The organism is Companilactobacillus metriopterae, assembly GCF_002762335.1.
Lineage (GTDB): Bacteria > Bacillota > Bacilli > Lactobacillales > Lactobacillaceae > Companilactobacillus > Companilactobacillus metriopterae.
On sequence record NZ_CP024610.1, the window covers coordinates 24378 to 40680 of the forward strand.

Genomic DNA, 16303 nt, shown 5'->3' on the forward strand with positions numbered 1-16303 from the left:
ATTATGAGTTGTCTTTTTTTGTGGGACATTTGTGGGACATTTTAAAAATGTGGGACATTTGTGGGACAAAAATCGTGAGGGTTTGCGTATGCTTCGAAAATTAAAAAACCCCGTAATCATTGGCTTAACAATGGTTACAGGGCTTTTATCAAATTTATAGAAATGGTTTGCAAAGGGTTTGCGTATGCTTTTTAAGCCATCTATCGGACTTGAACCGACGACCCCCACCTTACCATGGTGATGCTCTACCTAGCTGAGCTAAGATGGCATAATTCTTGTATATTTTACCAGAATTATACTATCTATTCAGCTATTTTTAGAATGCTTTTACAATTTCCATAATACCAGTTGTAATGAAGAAGAATGCTAACAACCAGATAATTACTGATGCAGCTAGTAGTGGTTCGAATAATAAAATAATAGCTACAATAAAGTTTAGAATTGCCAAAATAACAATCAACCAGTAGTAACCCTTACCAAAGTTTGCATAAAATCTAGATGTCATTATTTGGAAAATGGAATCCATGAAGAACAAGATTGCGAACAAGTAAACCATAACCACTTGAGCAAAGTTATTGTTAACAATCAGTACAATTCCAAGAATAATATAAATTATTCCCATAATTGTTACTCCACCGGCACCAATACCTAGATATTTGGTTTCTTGATTACTAAACCATAGTTGGAAAATACCTCTGATTAAAATAAATATACCAAAAATATAAGCAACTGATGATAAAGATTTCAATGGATACGACATAACCACATATCCGACATACAATGATAGAATTCCGACTATTAATGATAGCCAGTCAAATCCTCTTCTTGCATTTTTCATAATATTATCCCCTTTATAAATTAATCTTTAAACTTATTTTACTCTACTTGAATAGAAAATGCGCTATAATTATTATAGCTAATAAAAAAATTAGGTAACACGAAAGGAACAAAATTTGTCACCTAACAAAGAAAACTATCTAAAAACTATTTACGAATTAACTTATGATTTCAAAAAAATAACGAATAAAAAAATATCTGAATTGATGAATGTCTCTGCACCTTCTGTCACTGAGATGCTTAATTCACTGGTCAATGAAGGATATGTAACACATTCACCTTATAATCAAATAGTGTTGACTGACAAAGGTATCGAAGTTTCTGAGAAACTTGTCCGTAATCACCGCCTATGGGAAGTTTTCTTATACAAGAACCTTAAGTACCCTATTGACAGCATACATAATCACGCTGATTCTCTGGAACATGCTTCCAACAATGATTTACTAGATCACTTGAATGAATATTTGAATTTCCCACAACGGTGTCCTCATGGCGGAATCATCCCCGGTAATGGCCAAGGTGAGACTGATACAGATGATATGTTGTTGAGCGATGCTCAACCTGACGATGTTGTGCAAATTGTTCGTATATCAGATAACTTTGACTTCTTACAATACTTTAGTAGTATCAATATTTCACTAGACGATACGGTCAAAATTATTCGTCATGAACAATTCGATAATTCTCTGGTTATAGAAAAAGAAGATAAGACTCAATTAACGATAAGTCCTAAGGCAATTGATTACATATTTGTTGAAAAAAGATAACAAAAAAAGACACCTGTACGTATAGGCGTCTTTTTATTATTGGTTATCTACTAATGTTTGATAGAACTTAGCAAAAGTCAATTGTTCAAATGGATGTAACCAGATTGACAATATCTCATAGGTAAAGAAATTAATGATTTCTAATATCAAAAATTCCAACAATAACACGAAGAATGCACCTTTGTTACCACGCATCAATATTGCACTTTTACGATATGTAGCAAATATTCTACCTTGTCCAGCATCTACATCATCCTTGTAGATATACATATTTTGAGAATAGATTAGCATCAAAATGACACCAGGAATGATAAACAGCCAAAGTCCTATTTGGAAGATAATAATATTCATAATCAATAAAATAATTGTTCCAAAGAAATACTTTGTAGAAAATACTGAAAATGCAGCCATAGGGCTAAGATGCAATTCTGAATTACGGAATTTATTGACCAAGCTATAGCCGATACCAACACTGATTAGACATAGTATCAAAAACAATAGATACATAACTGTCGTTGATAGATTATCTAGCTTGATAGTGTAATTATTGACAGAATCTGGATTGTTAGAAATATCTGTCAAGATGTGTTCCATTCTTGCAGTAGCAGCCGGTGGATCTGTCGTACTGATATTCAAGTTATTCATCCATGCATAATAGATTTTTAAAATAAAATATAATCCTAAAAATCTTAATAAAATGGGAATAAAATTAAGTGAAATATTCTCCACTAAATTTGATCGAAATTCTTTGTGAGTAGCTCTTCGAACTTCTCGCAGAGAAATCTTATTTACATTTATCATAATAAGTATCAACTCCTTAGTAAAACATTATAACAAAGGTTAATCTTAATAAAACATGTAATTAGTATTGACATATGATTAAATTGAAAGTAACATTGTGACTACATTTAAACGAGTACAAAGACGTAGACAGAAAATTAGTAAACTTCTTTAGTTCAGAGAGCTGACGGTGGTGCAAGTCAGTCTAACAGTTTATGAAACACATCTGTAAGTTGATGATCTGAATTCAGTAGGATCTTTCCGGTAGTTCCGTTATAACTCAAGTTATTTAACTTGTTGAGCCTGTTATTGTGAGATATCAGGGAACATGAGGTGGAATCACGCTTTGCGTCCTTTTAGTCATTTTGACTAAGGGGATTTTTTATTCTCATTTATTCAACAATTTGAATAACTTCTTGAGGTTGATACTGTGAAGTATCAGCAATCATGAGGTGGAACCACGCTTTGCGTCCTCTGGCATTTATTTGCTGGAGGACTTTTTTTGTACATTTTAGGAGGGGTATTTATGAACTATATTTTTGAAATATTACCATCATTACTGAGTGGAACAGTTATGACACTGAAGGTATTCTTTTGGACACTCATAGTCTCACTACCTTTAGGTATATTAGTTTCTGTGGGAAGAAGTTCAGGTATTAAAATCATTCAATGGATTCTTAGCTTCTATATCTGGATTATGCGTGGTACTCCGCTACTATTACAATTGATTTTTGTATTTTACGGGTTACCTAACTTACCATTTTTCCCTATAGTTTTTGAACGATATGATGCTGCTTTATTCGCATTTATCATTAACTATACTGCTTATTTTGCAGAAATCTTCCGTGGTGGATTTGGTAGTATCAAAAAAGGACAATTTGAAGGTGCTAAGGTACTAGGTCTTAATTATTTCCAAACTTTAAGAAAAATAATTATTCCTCAAGTAGTAAAAATTGTTCTTCCTTCTATTGGTAATGAAGTAATTAATTTAATAAAAGATTCCTCACTTGTATATGTAATTGGTCTTGGTGATGTACTGCGTGCCGGAAATATAGCAAGTTCACGAGATGTAACACTTGTCCCATTAGTCTTGGTTGGTGTGATTTACTTACTACTGACATTAGTTTGTACATGGGCACTCAAAATTTTGGAAAAACACTACAGTTATTACGATTAGGATAGGAGAAATATATGTTAGAGCTTAAAAATATTACCAAAAGCTACAATAATAAAACCATTTTAAATAATCTAAATTTAAAAGTTGAAGATGATTCTATTTTAAGTATTGTAGGACCTTCTGGAGCTGGTAAAACTACCCTACTTCGTTGTATTGCAGGATTAGAAAATATTGATTCTGGTACTTTTTTAATCGATGGAAAACCTTTTGATCCTACTAAAGACAAGGATGTCCAACCAATAGTGGGTGTGGTTTTTCAAGATTTCAATTTATTTCCTCACTTATCTGTAATTGAAAATGTAGCTCTTGCTCCCCAAATGGTACTAAAACAAAATAAAAAAGATGCAATTGAAAAAGCTGCTGAATTATTAACATACTTCGATTTAATCGATAACAAAGATCAATATCCTTCAGAATTATCTGGTGGTCAAAAACAACGTGTAGCTATAGCGAGAGCACTAGCAATGCAGCCAAAAATACTTTGCTATGATGAACCTACTAGTGCATTGGATCCTAGTTTGAGGGATGTTGTGGGAAATTATATTTTGAAAACTAAAAATACTGGCTTAATTCAAATTATTATTACTCATGATCCAGCATTTGCAGAAAAAATTTCTGATCAAATTTTAAAAGTCCAACCTATTAAATAACTAAGGGGAATCATTATGAAGAAAAAAATATTTGTCTGCATTATAACTATGCTTCTAATTTTTCCTATTTTAACTAGTTGTGCTAACTCTAAACCATCAATTGCAAAACAAGCTGATACTGTTGATACTTGGTCCATTATCCAAAAAAGAAAACGAGTGATAATCGGACTAGATGATACTTTTGTGCCTATGGGATTCCGTCAAAAAGATGGTAATTTAGTAGGTTATGATATTGATTTGGCTAAAGCAGTCTTCAAACAGTACGGTATTGAAGTTGATTTTCAGCCTATCGACTGGAATATGAAAGAAACAGAGTTACGAAATCGCACCATCGATCTTATATGGAACGGATACACTATTACTCCAGAAAGATCTGAACAACTTGCCTTCTCTGACCCTTACCTTGCAAATAAACAAGTTTTGGTTACAAAAAAATCTGAGAACATAAATCAATTCTCAGATATGAATAATAAAATATTAGGTGTACAAACTGGTTCTTCAGGAGCAAGTTTACTAGATGCAAATCCATCAAAACTTAAAAAATACATCAAAAACCAATCCCCTGTTTTATACGATTCTTTTAACAATGCCTTCATGGATCTAGATGCAAACCGTATTCAAGGACTTTTGATTGATAGTGTCTATGCAAATTACTACATTAATCATGAAAAAAATCCTGATTCATACGAATTAACATCTGGAGGATTTACTGGCGAAGACTTCGCTGTAGGTATGCGCAAAGGTGATAAAACAATGCAAAACAAAATAAACACAGCTTTCAAAAAACTTAAGAAAAACGGTACTCTAGATAAAATAAATAATAAATGGTTTGGAAATTCAGATAATTCAATAATCAAATAAAAAAAAGTAGCCATTTGGCTACTCTTTTTCTATACAAGTAATAATAAGAATGCTAAAAATATTCCAAAAAATGATACGTAATTTATATTGTTCCGTAGCTTGCTAATGATTGTCATAGGCGGGGGCTCCTAGCTGTTGTTTATTTTCAATATTATTTATAACACCTATATACAATTTTTAAAACAGTTTTTAAAAATTGTAGCTAAAGTTATATCTTTATGTAAAACAACCGTAATATAACTTTTACATTAAGACCATTTTTACAGGTATAATATAGGTAACAAACTAAAGGAGATCAATCATGACTACAAAGAAAAGAATTTATCTAGCCGGTCCTTTTTTTGATAAAGATCAAGTTAAGCGTTTGGATAATATTCAACAACTACTAGAACAGAATCCTACAGTTGATAAAGTTTTCAGACCAGCCAGTGTAGACTATACTTCTGCAGAATTCGGATCCTTTGAATGGCAAACAGCAATTTTCAAACATGACATCAATAATATCAATTCCTCTGATATTGTAGTAGCTATGGTTGATTACAAAACTGAAGCCAATGAATTTGAACCTGACTCAGGTACTATGTTTGAGTGTGGGTACGCATTTGCGAATAACGTTCCGGTTATCGGTGTTAGATATAAATCAGATCTACCTCTAAATCTTATGTTAGCTGGATCATTCACCGCTTTTTTCAACGGGATGGACAGCATCGAACAAATTAAAGATTATGACTTTGAAACACTGATGACAAGGTACGAAGATATCGATGTATTTTAGGAGATAGTCAATGTCACAAGTAACCGAAAGAACCAAAAGAAACATCATTACATCTATGATTTCTCTTTTAGGAAAGAAATCATTTGATAAAATCACTGTAAAAGATATTTGTGATGAGGCTTTGATCAATCACAGTACTTTTTATCGCTATTACACTGATAAGTTTCAGCTTCTTAGAGCAGTCTTTTCCTATTTATTGGAGGATCTATTTAATGACCCTAACCAATCCGAATCTGTGACAATCCTATCTCAAGTTACTGAGTTTATAGAGAAAAACAATAATTTCATGCGTAATATTTCTCCACAATATCAGACTAAAGCTAATCTATATCCAGAATTTAGATCGGTTTTGAGGGATATTGTTGCTAAAAAATACCATGAATTTCCAAACACTCAAGATCCACTTATCAAGATGATTGTGGACTCACCATATCCAGAACTGACAATTAGTTTTGTCGTGGGTGGTATTTTGGGACTGATTGAATATTTAGAAGATAATGACTTCAAAATACCAAAGAGAAACTTTACAGATTTTGCAGAAAATTTCTTAAATTTGCCAAAATAAATAAGACAAAAAGCGCCACTTATCTCTTTTTGAGATAAGTGGCGCTTTTTGTTTCTAGAGTGTCTTTTAATTATGTTTATACTAGATACTGTTATACTTTTAGTATGAAATTTATATCATTTTAAGGGAAGGGTTTATATTATGGAAAAGTTTTTTACATTCCTAAGCAATAGTATTCATAAGCACGCAAAATTATGGATTTCAATTATTGCTGTAGTTACAATTTTATTGGCTTTCGGTTTACCAAAAGTTCAAATGAAATTTAGTAATGACGTTTTCGTTGACACTAACTCAAAAGAATTTAAAGACACAGATACTTACCAAAAGAACTTTGGTGGTGATGCTGTCTACGTTATGGTTAGTGGTAAGCAAAACGATATTATCTCAAAATCTAACATGAAGAAACTTGCTACTTTAGATAAGAAAATTAGCAAGATGGACAATGTTCGTGGAACAACATCAGTTGTTAACTTGATGAATGACGAATTGTCATCATTGAGCAAGAATCCTACTGGTGTAAGTAACAATTCTACACTTCAAGTTACTCCACAAATGCAACAAGATTTGATGGCTTCATTGACTGCTAAACAACAAACACAGTTGTTAAGCTCAATTCAAAGCTCTCTTACAACTGAACAAACTGCACAAGTTCAGACATATGTAACATCAATTCTTACTGATCAACAGAAGCAAGAAGCAGCTCAAGCTCAACAAGCAGCAACTGCACAAATTGCTGCCCTACCTGCTGAACAACAACAGGCTGCTGCTGCTCAGGCTACACAACAACAACAAACTGCACTTATGGGTATGTTGACAGATGCACAACAACAACAAGTTCAAACTTATACACTAAGTCTATTGAACGATACACAAAAAGCAGCAATGGCTCAATCATTGCTACCAATGGTTCCAAAAGTACAAAACATGTCTAACGCACTACTTAAAGACATCCTTCTAAGTAATAACGGAAAAGTTCCTTCAGCTCTTGATCAATTGCTTCCTAAGAATGGTAAGCATACCATCATGATGATCAATACTAAAGATACAACTGATATGGACTCTAACGTTAAACTTCTAAAAGATGTTCAAAAAGCAGTTAAAGATACTAAATTCTCTGGCAACGTAAAAGTACGTATTGCTGGTACACCTGCCGTTATTGGACAAGTTAAGAATCTAGTTATCAAAGATATGACAATCATGGTTGTACTAGCTGTTATTATCATGATCATCATTCTTGCATTGATTTTCCCTGTAAGAAGAAGATTATTCCCACTACTATTTGTTTTAATTGGTCTTCTATGGACATTCGGCTTGATGGGTTGGTTCAACCTTCCTATTACACTTGCTACAATGGCCACACTACCTATCATCATCGGTCTTGGTACTGACTTTGGTGTTCAATTCCAAAACCGTTATGAAGAAGAATATCGCAATTCAGAAAATCCAGAATTATCTGTTAAGAAATCAATTCTTAAGATGGGACCTGCTGTAGGTATTGCTCTTATCGTTATGATTTTCAGTTTCTTAACAATGTTCCTATCTAAAGCACCTATGATGCAACAATTCGGTGTTACTCTTGCTATTGGTGTTCTATCATCATACATCGTTGAATTCTTCATGATGTTCTCAACATTCACACTTGTTGATTCATCAGAAAAAGCTCAAACTAAATTCAAACAAAAGAATGCCGCAAGAAAAGAAAAGAACAACGGAAATACACAAACAGCATTGTCACGTGGTCTTACAAGATATGCTAAGTTCATCACTAAGCATGCTGCTTGGGTATTCATTATCGCAGTTGTTCTTGGAGCATTAGGTTTCGCTGTTGAAAGAAATATTGACACTGAAACTGATATCTTGAAGTTCATTCCTCAAGATATGACAACTCTAAAAGATACTAAGTATCTTCAAAAACAAGTTGGTTCAACAGTTTACATCAACTACCTAGTTAAGACAGATGATGCAAAAGACAAATCAACTATGAAGAAGATTGATAAGCTAGCTAATAAAGAAGAAGACAAGTATAAAGACATTACTGGTGTAACAAGTCTTCCTTCAACATACAAGCAACTTGGTGGTTCATTAGATGCCTCACAATCAGTTATTAATTCTGGTGTTAAATCTATTCCAACATCACTAAAAGATTCTGTTGTTACTAAGAATGCTAAGTACACAACAATTCAATTTAGAATTAACCAAAATCTAAGTTCTAAAGATCAACAAAAACTTATGGACAAGATTTCTAACGATATTGGTGGTAAGAAAGATGGAATGACAATTTCTGCCGCTGGTCCACAAGTTATGATGCTTATCGGTATCAGTAATGTTACTGCTAACCATACATTGATCATGATTGCCGGTCTATTGATTATATTCTTGGTACTTCTACTTGTATATCGTCACTTCAGACTTGCAATTTACCCAGTGCTACCTATCCTAGTTGTTCTTGGTTTATCACCACTAACACTATGGTTGATGCACACATCATACAACCCCGTTACAATTGCACTAAGTTCATTAGTTCTTGGTATTGGTACAGAGTTTACAATTCTAATTCTCGAGCGTTATCAAGAAGAGCGTGAGAAGAATGTTACTCGTCATACAGCTATCATTGATGCTGTATCACACGTTGGACAAGCTATAACAGTTTCAGGTTTAACTGTTATGGGTGGATTCTCAGCAATTATGTTTGCTAGTTTCCCAATCCTTAGATCATTCGGTCTTATCACAGTTCTTGATACTGGTTACTCACTAATCAGTGCTCTAACAGTTCTTCCAGCAATTATCTACTTATTCAGAAATAGATCTGAAGATAAGAAAGCTGTTAAAGAAGAAAAAGATTTAGACGAAAGTTCAAATAATTAATAACTAAAAGACATGAGATTATATCTCATGTCTTTTTTTATTATTCACAATCTGTTATAGTATTATAGTTAGTCTTATCAAGAAAGGAGAGAATATTGTGAAAAATAATACATCAACAAAATGGTTCATCATAAGTATGATGCTCATTTCAGCAAACTTGAGATTACCAATTACTATGATGCCTCCACTGATAAATAGTATTGTTAAAGATGTCGGTATGCCGCAATCTATGCTTGGCGTCCTGACAGCAATTCCACTACTGACTTTTGCAGCATTCTCTCCTATCATAGTAAAAATAGCCAAAAAATTAGGAAACGAACTTACTATATTTTTGCTATTTACATTCCTTGTAATCGGAAGTTATGTCAGAGTTATTCCCTCAACTGCCGCACTGTTGATTGGTACATTTTTAGTTGGTGTTGGTATCGACAGTGGAAATGTGTTAATGCCCGCTGTTATAAGAGATCGCATGCCTTTGAAGATGAATGTCGGTACTAGTTTGTATACTCTATCTATGCTACTAGTAGGTGCCATTGGTACAATAACCGCTGGATTTCTTATTAGTCATACTAGCCTAAAGATAACTATCTCAGTCCTATCTTCAATCAGTATCATCGCTCTTATATTCTGGATCCCTAACTTGAAACATAATGAGATTGCTCATACCAATGGTGATGTTCTTAAAACATACAAAAGTGTCTGGAAACAAAATCTAGGTTGGTTGATTACTTTCTTCTTTGGACTTCAGTCTTTGATTTATTATTCAATAATTACATGGATTCCGTCACTATTAATCTCTCATGGTATACCCACAGTTACAGCTAGCAACTTACTGACAATATTACAATTAACCACCCTACCATTTGCATTCATCGTTCCTGCTATGGCTGCAAACGATAATTCAATGAAATATTTAAATATTATGTTAGTTCTAGGCTATATATTTGCTCCACTTGGATTTTTAATTAATACAAGTAACATTCCTTTGGTATTAATATTTGTTCTCTTGACAGGTGTTGGTGCAGGTATTGCATTCAATCTATCAATTGTCTTCTTCGCAAAAAAGACAACCAACCCTTACCAAACTGCTGAAATTTCTGGTATGGCACAATCCATTGGATTTGTGCTAGCAGCGATAGGACCAATTCTTTCTGGATATGTTCAACAACGTTTTCAAACTTGGTCAGCAATGATTATATTATTCGCTATTGTTGCAACCATATTAGCATCTATCAGTTTTATTATCAGTCACAAAGACAATATTCAAGAATAAAAAAAGCTACTAATCAAATTGATTAGTAGCTTTTTTTATTAGAATTTATATTGATTTAATGCACTCTGAGCAGCTAAGTTTAGCAAACTCCATTGTCTATCGAATCCTGGTTGGAAGAAGAAATCAGCTTCTGCTAATTGTTCTAATGTCATCTTCTGTTGAACAGCCAACGCGATAGTATTTCCTTGAGCTATAATATCATATTTTGACATTACGGCTCCTCCAAGGATAACGTGAGATTTTTCATCAAAAGTTAGTTGAACAAATACTTCAGGGTTATCACTTTCAGGTATATAGCTTGGACGTAAACTATCTTTAAAGAAAGAAGACTTAGCGTTTATTCCCGATCTTGTCGCTGACATCTGGTTCAAACCAGATGTTGCAAAATGATAATCGAATAAACTCAAAGCAGATGAACCTACAACTCCTGTGAATGCTTCTGAGTGTTTGTCCTCAAAAATATGTTTTGCAACATAGCGTGCTTCTCTTCTTGCCACAGTTGCTAATGCAATTGGAATATTCTTCTGTGCAGGTATTGAATATGCCAGAGTAGCATCTCCTACTGCATAGACATCTGGATCATTGGTTTGCAAATACTCATTTGTCTTAATAAATCCATGATCATCAAGATCAATGGTTCCTTTAAGCCATTCAGTGTTAGGTTTGATACCTGTGGCTTGGATTACGACATCTGCATCAAATGTACCTTTATCTGTCTTAACACTACTTACTTTTTGATCACCTAAAAATTCTTCGACTTTAGAACCTAAAACAACATTGACACCCTTATCTGTTAATTCTTTTGATAAAACATCTGTCATTTCTGGGTTTAAATAAGTACCTAATGGACGATCAATCGTATCAATAACTGTAACGTTCTTTCCTGCTTTGATACTTGCTTCTACTGCTTCAATTCCAATATATCCGGAACCGATCACAACTATATTTTTCACTTGATAATCTTCAAGCTTACTTTTAATTTTTGTTGCCCAATCGTAACCTCTCATTAAGAAAACATTTTCCAACTCTTTTCCTGGTATAGGTAACTCATTAGGTGTTACACCTGAACTAAGAATTAGCTTATCATAGCCTACTGTTTCAGTATGACCATCACTTTCAACATCTATAGTTTTTTCATCTAAATTAATTGATTTTACTAGGTGATTATTGGAAATAGTTACGCCTTGTTCCTCAAATTCTTCTGGTCTAAAGTTACGAACATCATTAACATCAGTAACCTTGTTTTCAAGATATAATTCCATTCCACAAGACATAAATGAAACAAAGTCTCCAGCTTCATATAAGGTTATATCTAGATTTTTGTAAGTATCTAATAACTCAATTATAGACTGATGTCCTCCATGAGAAGCACCAACAATGACTACTTTTTCTTTATTCATATGTAACCCTCCTGATTTATTTACTATACCTACATTATAATCATTATCATTTAGAAATCAATATCATCTGATAATCAATTCAATTAAAAAGACTAAACCTCATAGGTTTAGTCTTTTTAAAAATCAATATTATTAGCCCAACTCTTATCTAAGAATTTTTCATTCATATGATATCGAGTCTTATTAGGATCTGCCTTTTTATTTTTATAGAAATCTTTTAACTTATCATCTACCATCAACCATCCACGCCAACCGATGTGGATAGTATCTTCAGATATATAATTAGGATTTTCAACATTTGTTAAATCAACAATATTATCAAATCCCTGTGATTTCAATTGATATGTTACTTTAGCATCAAATTCATCCAACACCATTGGTGACATTCCAGTATACTTCATCCATTTTCTATTTACTGGCTGAATTACAAACATAACCTGTGTATGATTTCTATCAAACATGTATAGCAATGCTTGGAAGTCATTGTACTCCGGTGAATGTAGATAATCGATGTGTTTATCGAAGTTCTTATATTTGGATATACGTTTTTTCAAACGTTTTTCAAAGAATTTATTACCTATTTGAAGATCATTATTCTTTGATTTATCCATGGCCATATTTGTGGCAAGATCATTTAATTCATCATAATTGTAATTATCTGGAAGTTTTTTAGCTTCTTTATCTATCAAGCCTTGATTATTCTGTATACCGATACTACCAAATAGTTTATCCTGATTAGTCAATCCCGGTTCTGAAATGTTTTTCAGATAGAATCTTTGATTAGAGGTGATCTGTTTGCCATCTGCTATTCGTCTCAAAGATTCCTTTTTAACAGAATTTACCGTTGGATTTAATTCCAAAATTCTATTGGCAATATATTCATTTAATTTCTTATCACCAGTATTTGATTCAAGAATAAATTTATCTACTTGTAATGGTGAAAAGTAATAATCGAATCCTGCCGCACTAACTCCCGACTGACTGAACCATTGAGGTGATATGACAAATACTGCCTTATTATTCTTAGTCATTTGCATTGAATTGACATTCAATGCTTGACTCAATGATGCTGTACCAGGGTTACCTTGTAGGAATGGTTGATTATTCCAATGATACTTTTGTGCAACCACAGAAGGGTGGAACGGATCCATTCTAGAAAGCTCTGATGACCCGATAATCGGTATATAGTTCTCATTCTTAGCATAATTCTTCATTATGTCACCTTTTAATACTCTGGCGTCCAATGAAGTTGAAGCTTTTTTCACACTTGTAGGATTAGCTGTTCGATAATTAATTGGTGTTAAAAATAAAACTATAACTGCCAGTCCAGCAATTAAAACTGGACCTAAAATATAAAATAGTTTTTTCCACATAACTAGTTTTCCAATAGTTTTACTTGTTCTGCTATTTTATTTACAGTTGACCATTCAGAACGGTCAAATTCTGATACTGGCACTTGGATACCAAAAGTATCTTGTAGTGTAACTAATACTTCAACAGTAGCCATTGAATCTAGAATTCCATCTGCAAATAAATCTGTATCTCCACCAATATTATCTAAACCTGATACATCTTCAACTATACTCAATATCTTTTGTGTCATTTCATCCATAATAATTTTCTCCTATTTTACAAACCATAATGTATTTAAAAATCCTGAAAAAATCAAGAAACTAAAGCAAACTACATTAAAAGTAATAAATATTGCCAAATACTTGGTAAATCTATTGCTTGGTAATGATTTATGTCTCTTTTTAAATCTCAACCATGCATCATTTATTATCATAGCAGATGCGTGGAAAATACCATAAACTATATAATACCAAGTTAGTCCATGCCAAAATCCCATGATTAGGAACAATGTTACATAGCCTATATTGGCTATAGTTACTCTACTCTTAATCCACTTTTTCTTCATAAATAGAAACATCAGTCTCATATATATGAAATCTCTGAACCAGAAAGATAGTGTCATATGCCATCTGTTCCAGAAATCCTTGATATTAACAGATTTGAAAGGTTGATTAAAGTTTGCTGGTGTCTTTACACCCATGAAATTACTAATTGCGATTGCAAAAAGTGAGTATCCTGCAAAATCAAAGAATAGATACATGCTGTACACATACATATAAGGCAGAATTGCCCAAGATAATCCTAAGAAATTAGTGTGCCTGTAAGACATTGCTAGTGCTGAAACCTGTGGTAACATGAGCGTTCCAAAGAAATATCCCAGTATAAATTTATATAGAAATCCCTGCATAATTTTGTTAATTCCACTTTGGAATAACTTTAAATATTCTTCTCTTTCAGGAACTTTGTCATAATCCTTCTCAAATCTTGGAAAACGATCAATTGGACCTGAAGAAATTGTTGGGAAAAATAGTATAAATCTAAAAAATTGCCAAGGAGTTATTTCTTTGATAGCTCCATCTCTGGATTCCATGATTAGCTCGACTACCTTGAAAGTTAGGTAACTAATTCCTAAGAATCCAAATAAAGAAAGTTTCACACTATGTTCAACTGGACTTACTTTTACTATGACCAGTGGAATTATTGCTAATACAACTGCCCAAAAGAAAATCCAGAAATTATTATGATTCTCTCGATACCTGCGATAACCAAAAACAACAATAAATTCATATATTATAAATGCAACTAGAGAAATACCTTGTATAGCATTGTCTCCAAAGAAGGTAATAATCAATATTCCTAAAGTAGCTATAGTTTCATAAACTTTGAATCGTCTACCATTGAACAATCCTATAATTATAGGTAAAAGTAAAATCAGTAAATATATAAAATACGACGGGCTAGTATACGGAGTTATATTATGCATTGACCGTACCAATCAAAGCCTTTCTATCAATTTTGCCGTTACTTGTAATAGGTAAACTGTCTACAAATCTAAATACATTAGGAATCATATAATCCATCGTTGTTTTCTTAAGATCTTCTTTTAATTTTAGTGATAGTTCTTCGGCATCTTGTTCTTGCATATCTGACTCTAAAACTACATATGCTATCAGTTTTTTAACCTTATGGTCAGAGTCATATAGTGGAACTGTACTTGATTGTTTAACTTCTACCAAGTTACCTAACAGGGCATCTATTTCTTCTAGTTCAATACGATATCCATGCATCTTAACTTGGAAGTCTGTCCTACCTCGATAGAACAACAAGCCATCAGAATCTCTAGCAATCATGTCACCAGTATGGTAGAAAGTCTCACCTGAAATGTTCTCAAAGGCTTTCTCTGTTTGCTCAGGATTATTAATATAGCCCTTAGAAACATCTGGACCATTAACTAAAAGTTCTCCGACTTCTAAGCCGTTATCATCAGATTGTGAATCTTGAATCTTATAATCCATATTGTCTTTTAAATATCCGATTGGCAATCGATCGTAATTCTCTAGAACTTCTGGAGTAATTTCGATAGAAGTAATTGCTACTGTATTTTCTGTAGGACCGTATGTATTATACAATTTTGCATTAGGGAACTTATTCAAAACCTTTTTAGCTGCTGCGTGAGTTAATTCTTCACCACAGAAGATAAATTTTTGAAGATTTGGCATTGATTCTCCCTTGAAATCAGGGAATAAGCAACATAGTTCAAAAAATGAAGGTGTAGAAACCCACACATTGAATTCTGAATTTTTCAGTGACTCTTGTAATTTTGCAAAATTACCAGTCACTGATTTATCCAAGATTTCCAATGTAGCACCGTTTGTAAGTGCAGGATAGATACTAAATACTGATAGATCGAATGAAAATGGTGCCTGTAACATCACATTATCATCTTCATGATACTGGAATTCTTGATTAACCCAATCTACAAAATCTATTAGGTTAAGTGTGCTAATCTGGACTCCCTTAGGAGTTCCTGTTGTTCCTGATGTGAAGATAATATAGAAGTTTTCATCATCTGCAACACTATGATCTTCTGTATAAGTTGAATAATCAGAACTGAAAATATCATTTAATTTTTTCTTATCAATAACTGGAGTTTCAACATCAAATTCAGTTAAGTCACTCCAATTTAAAATTAGTGCTGGTTTTGCTACGTTATTTATTTGTTGAATACGTGATGGATCAGATGATTCATCCACTGGTATATAAGCATGACCGGATTTGATAGATCCTAAAAATATCGCAAGCATCTCAAACTGTTGTCCACCAAAAACAATAACCGGTTGATCATTATCAGATAGTTCACTATCTAAAAATTTTGCTACTTTATTTGAATAATCTGATAAATCTTGATATGTCTTTGTTTCTGAACCATTCTTATATGCTAATTGTGTAGGATTTTTTTTGGTAACATTATTAATTCTTTCAATAATTTTATTCATATCA

Annotated in this window: 15 protein-coding genes, 1 tRNA gene and 1 other annotated feature; of the genes, 8 read left to right on the plus strand and 8 right to left on the minus strand. The window is 32.9% G+C overall.

Annotated elements, in window-relative coordinates:
• Positions 1-194 precede the first annotated feature (194 nt).
• Both CS873_RS00165 and CS873_RS00170 read right to left on the minus strand, forming a co-directional pair.
• Positions 195-268 (minus strand) — tRNA-Thr (locus tag CS873_RS00165).
• A gap of 48 nt (positions 269-316) precedes the next feature.
• Positions 317-838 carry an HdeD family acid-resistance protein gene (locus tag CS873_RS00170; RefSeq protein ID WP_099973879.1) on the minus strand — a complete coding sequence of 174 codons (522 nt, stop codon included), beginning with the start codon at positions 836-838 and terminating at the stop codon, positions 317-319.
• A gap of 115 nt (positions 839-953) precedes the next feature.
• On the opposite strand from CS873_RS00170, the gene CS873_RS00175 reads away from it, so the two are divergent.
• Positions 954-1604 carry a metal-dependent transcriptional regulator gene (locus tag CS873_RS00175; RefSeq protein ID WP_099973880.1) on the plus strand — a complete coding sequence of 217 codons (651 nt, stop codon included), beginning with the start codon at positions 954-956 and terminating at the stop codon, positions 1602-1604.
• A gap of 36 nt (positions 1605-1640) precedes the next feature.
• Here the strand turns inward: CS873_RS00175 and CS873_RS00180 are convergent, their stop codons facing one another.
• The gene (locus tag CS873_RS00180; RefSeq protein ID WP_099973881.1) at positions 1641-2405 is read right to left on the minus strand and encodes a DUF975 family protein; all 765 of its coding nucleotides are present in this window, start codon (positions 2403-2405) and stop codon (positions 1641-1643) included.
• A gap of 117 nt (positions 2406-2522) precedes the next feature.
• Positions 2523-2743, plus strand: a binding site (T-box leader).
• A 167-nt stretch (positions 2744-2910) separates the two neighbouring features.
• On the opposite strand from CS873_RS00180, the gene CS873_RS00185 reads away from it, so the two are divergent.
• From CS873_RS00185 to CS873_RS00215, 7 genes are all read left to right on the plus strand, one after another.
• The gene (locus CS873_RS00185; RefSeq protein WP_099973882.1) at positions 2911-3561 is read left to right on the plus strand and encodes an amino acid ABC transporter permease; all 651 of its coding nucleotides are present in this window, start codon (positions 2911-2913) and stop codon (positions 3559-3561) included.
• A 14-nt stretch (positions 3562-3575) separates the two neighbouring features.
• The gene (locus tag CS873_RS00190; protein WP_099973883.1) at positions 3576-4211 is read left to right on the plus strand and encodes an amino acid ABC transporter ATP-binding protein; all 636 of its coding nucleotides are present in this window, start codon (positions 3576-3578) and stop codon (positions 4209-4211) included.
• A gap of 15 nt (positions 4212-4226) precedes the next feature.
• Complete coding sequence (locus CS873_RS00195) at positions 4227-5072, plus strand: amino acid ABC transporter substrate-binding protein (RefSeq protein ID WP_099973884.1); 846 nt, start codon at positions 4227-4229, stop codon at positions 5070-5072.
• 301 nt (positions 5073-5373) lie between these two features.
• Positions 5374-5847 (plus strand): nucleoside 2-deoxyribosyltransferase, encoded by a 474-nt coding sequence (locus tag CS873_RS00200; RefSeq protein WP_099973885.1) that lies wholly within the window; start codon positions 5374-5376, stop codon positions 5845-5847.
• A 10-nt stretch (positions 5848-5857) separates the two neighbouring features.
• Positions 5858-6412 (plus strand): TetR/AcrR family transcriptional regulator, encoded by a 555-nt coding sequence (locus tag CS873_RS00205; RefSeq protein WP_099973886.1) that lies wholly within the window; start codon positions 5858-5860, stop codon positions 6410-6412.
• Positions 6413-6553: 141 nt separating this feature from the next.
• Positions 6554-9277 carry an efflux RND transporter permease subunit gene (locus CS873_RS00210; protein ID WP_099973887.1) on the plus strand — a complete coding sequence of 908 codons (2724 nt, stop codon included), beginning with the start codon at positions 6554-6556 and terminating at the stop codon, positions 9275-9277.
• A gap of 97 nt (positions 9278-9374) precedes the next feature.
• Positions 9375-10550 carry an MFS transporter gene (locus CS873_RS00215; protein ID WP_245823058.1) on the plus strand — a complete coding sequence of 392 codons (1176 nt, stop codon included), beginning with the start codon at positions 9375-9377 and terminating at the stop codon, positions 10548-10550.
• 38 nt (positions 10551-10588) lie between these two features.
• On the opposite strand, the gene CS873_RS00220 is transcribed toward CS873_RS00215, so the two are convergent.
• From CS873_RS00220 to dltA, 5 genes are all read right to left on the minus strand, one after another.
• Positions 10589-11950, minus strand: coding sequence for an FAD-dependent oxidoreductase (locus tag CS873_RS00220; protein ID WP_099973888.1), 1362 nt, complete (start codon positions 11948-11950; stop codon positions 10589-10591).
• A 116-nt stretch (positions 11951-12066) separates the two neighbouring features.
• Positions 12067-13323, minus strand: a complete 1257-nt coding sequence (dltD, locus tag CS873_RS00225) for a D-alanyl-lipoteichoic acid biosynthesis protein DltD (RefSeq protein WP_099973889.1) — start codon at positions 13321-13323, stop codon at positions 12067-12069.
• Between the two features lie 2 nt (positions 13324-13325).
• The gene (gene dltC / locus CS873_RS00230; protein WP_099975312.1) at positions 13326-13553 is read right to left on the minus strand and encodes a D-alanine--poly(phosphoribitol) ligase subunit DltC; all 228 of its coding nucleotides are present in this window, start codon (positions 13551-13553) and stop codon (positions 13326-13328) included.
• Between the two features lie 21 nt (positions 13554-13574).
• Positions 13575-14786, minus strand: coding sequence for a D-alanyl-lipoteichoic acid biosynthesis protein DltB (gene dltB, locus CS873_RS00235; RefSeq protein ID WP_099973890.1), 1212 nt, complete (start codon positions 14784-14786; stop codon positions 13575-13577).
• Positions 14779-16299, minus strand: coding sequence for a D-alanine--poly(phosphoribitol) ligase subunit DltA (gene dltA, locus CS873_RS00240; protein WP_099973891.1), 1521 nt, complete (start codon positions 16297-16299; stop codon positions 14779-14781). The genes dltB and dltA overlap by 8 nt, the downstream gene beginning before the upstream one ends.
• Between the last annotated feature and the right edge of the window lie 4 nt (positions 16300-16303).

Coding starts and splice junctions, on each gene's coding strand:
- CS873_RS00170 (WP_099973879.1), bottom strand. CDS start 838: ATGAAAAATGCAAGAAGAGGATTTGACTGGCTATCATTAATAGTCGGA.
- CS873_RS00180 (WP_099973881.1), bottom strand. CDS start 2,405: ATGATAAATGTAAATAAGATTTCTCTGCGAGAAGTTCGAAGAGCTACT.
- CS873_RS00185 (WP_099973882.1), top strand. CDS start 2,911: ATGAACTATATTTTTGAAATATTACCATCATTACTGAGTGGAACAGTT.
- CS873_RS00190 (WP_099973883.1), top strand. CDS start 3,576: ATGTTAGAGCTTAAAAATATTACCAAAAGCTACAATAATAAAACCATT.
- CS873_RS00195 (WP_099973884.1), top strand. CDS start 4,227: ATGAAGAAAAAAATATTTGTCTGCATTATAACTATGCTTCTAATTTTT.
- CS873_RS00200 (WP_099973885.1), top strand. CDS start 5,374: ATGACTACAAAGAAAAGAATTTATCTAGCCGGTCCTTTTTTTGATAAA.
- CS873_RS00205 (WP_099973886.1), top strand. CDS start 5,858: ATGTCACAAGTAACCGAAAGAACCAAAAGAAACATCATTACATCTATG.
- CS873_RS00210 (WP_099973887.1), top strand. CDS start 6,554: ATGGAAAAGTTTTTTACATTCCTAAGCAATAGTATTCATAAGCACGCA.
- CS873_RS00220 (WP_099973888.1), bottom strand. CDS start 11,950: ATGAATAAAGAAAAAGTAGTCATTGTTGGTGCTTCTCATGGAGGACAT.
- dltD (WP_099973889.1), bottom strand. CDS start 13,323: ATGTGGAAAAAACTATTTTATATTTTAGGTCCAGTTTTAATTGCTGGA.
- dltC (WP_099975312.1), bottom strand. CDS start 13,553: ATGACACAAAAGATATTGAGTATAGTTGAAGATGTATCAGGTTTAGAT.
- dltB (WP_099973890.1), bottom strand. CDS start 14,786: ATGCATAATATAACTCCGTATACTAGCCCGTCGTATTTTATATATTTA.
- dltA (WP_099973891.1), bottom strand. CDS start 16,299: ATGAATAAAATTATTGAAAGAATTAATAATGTTACCAAAAAAAATCCT.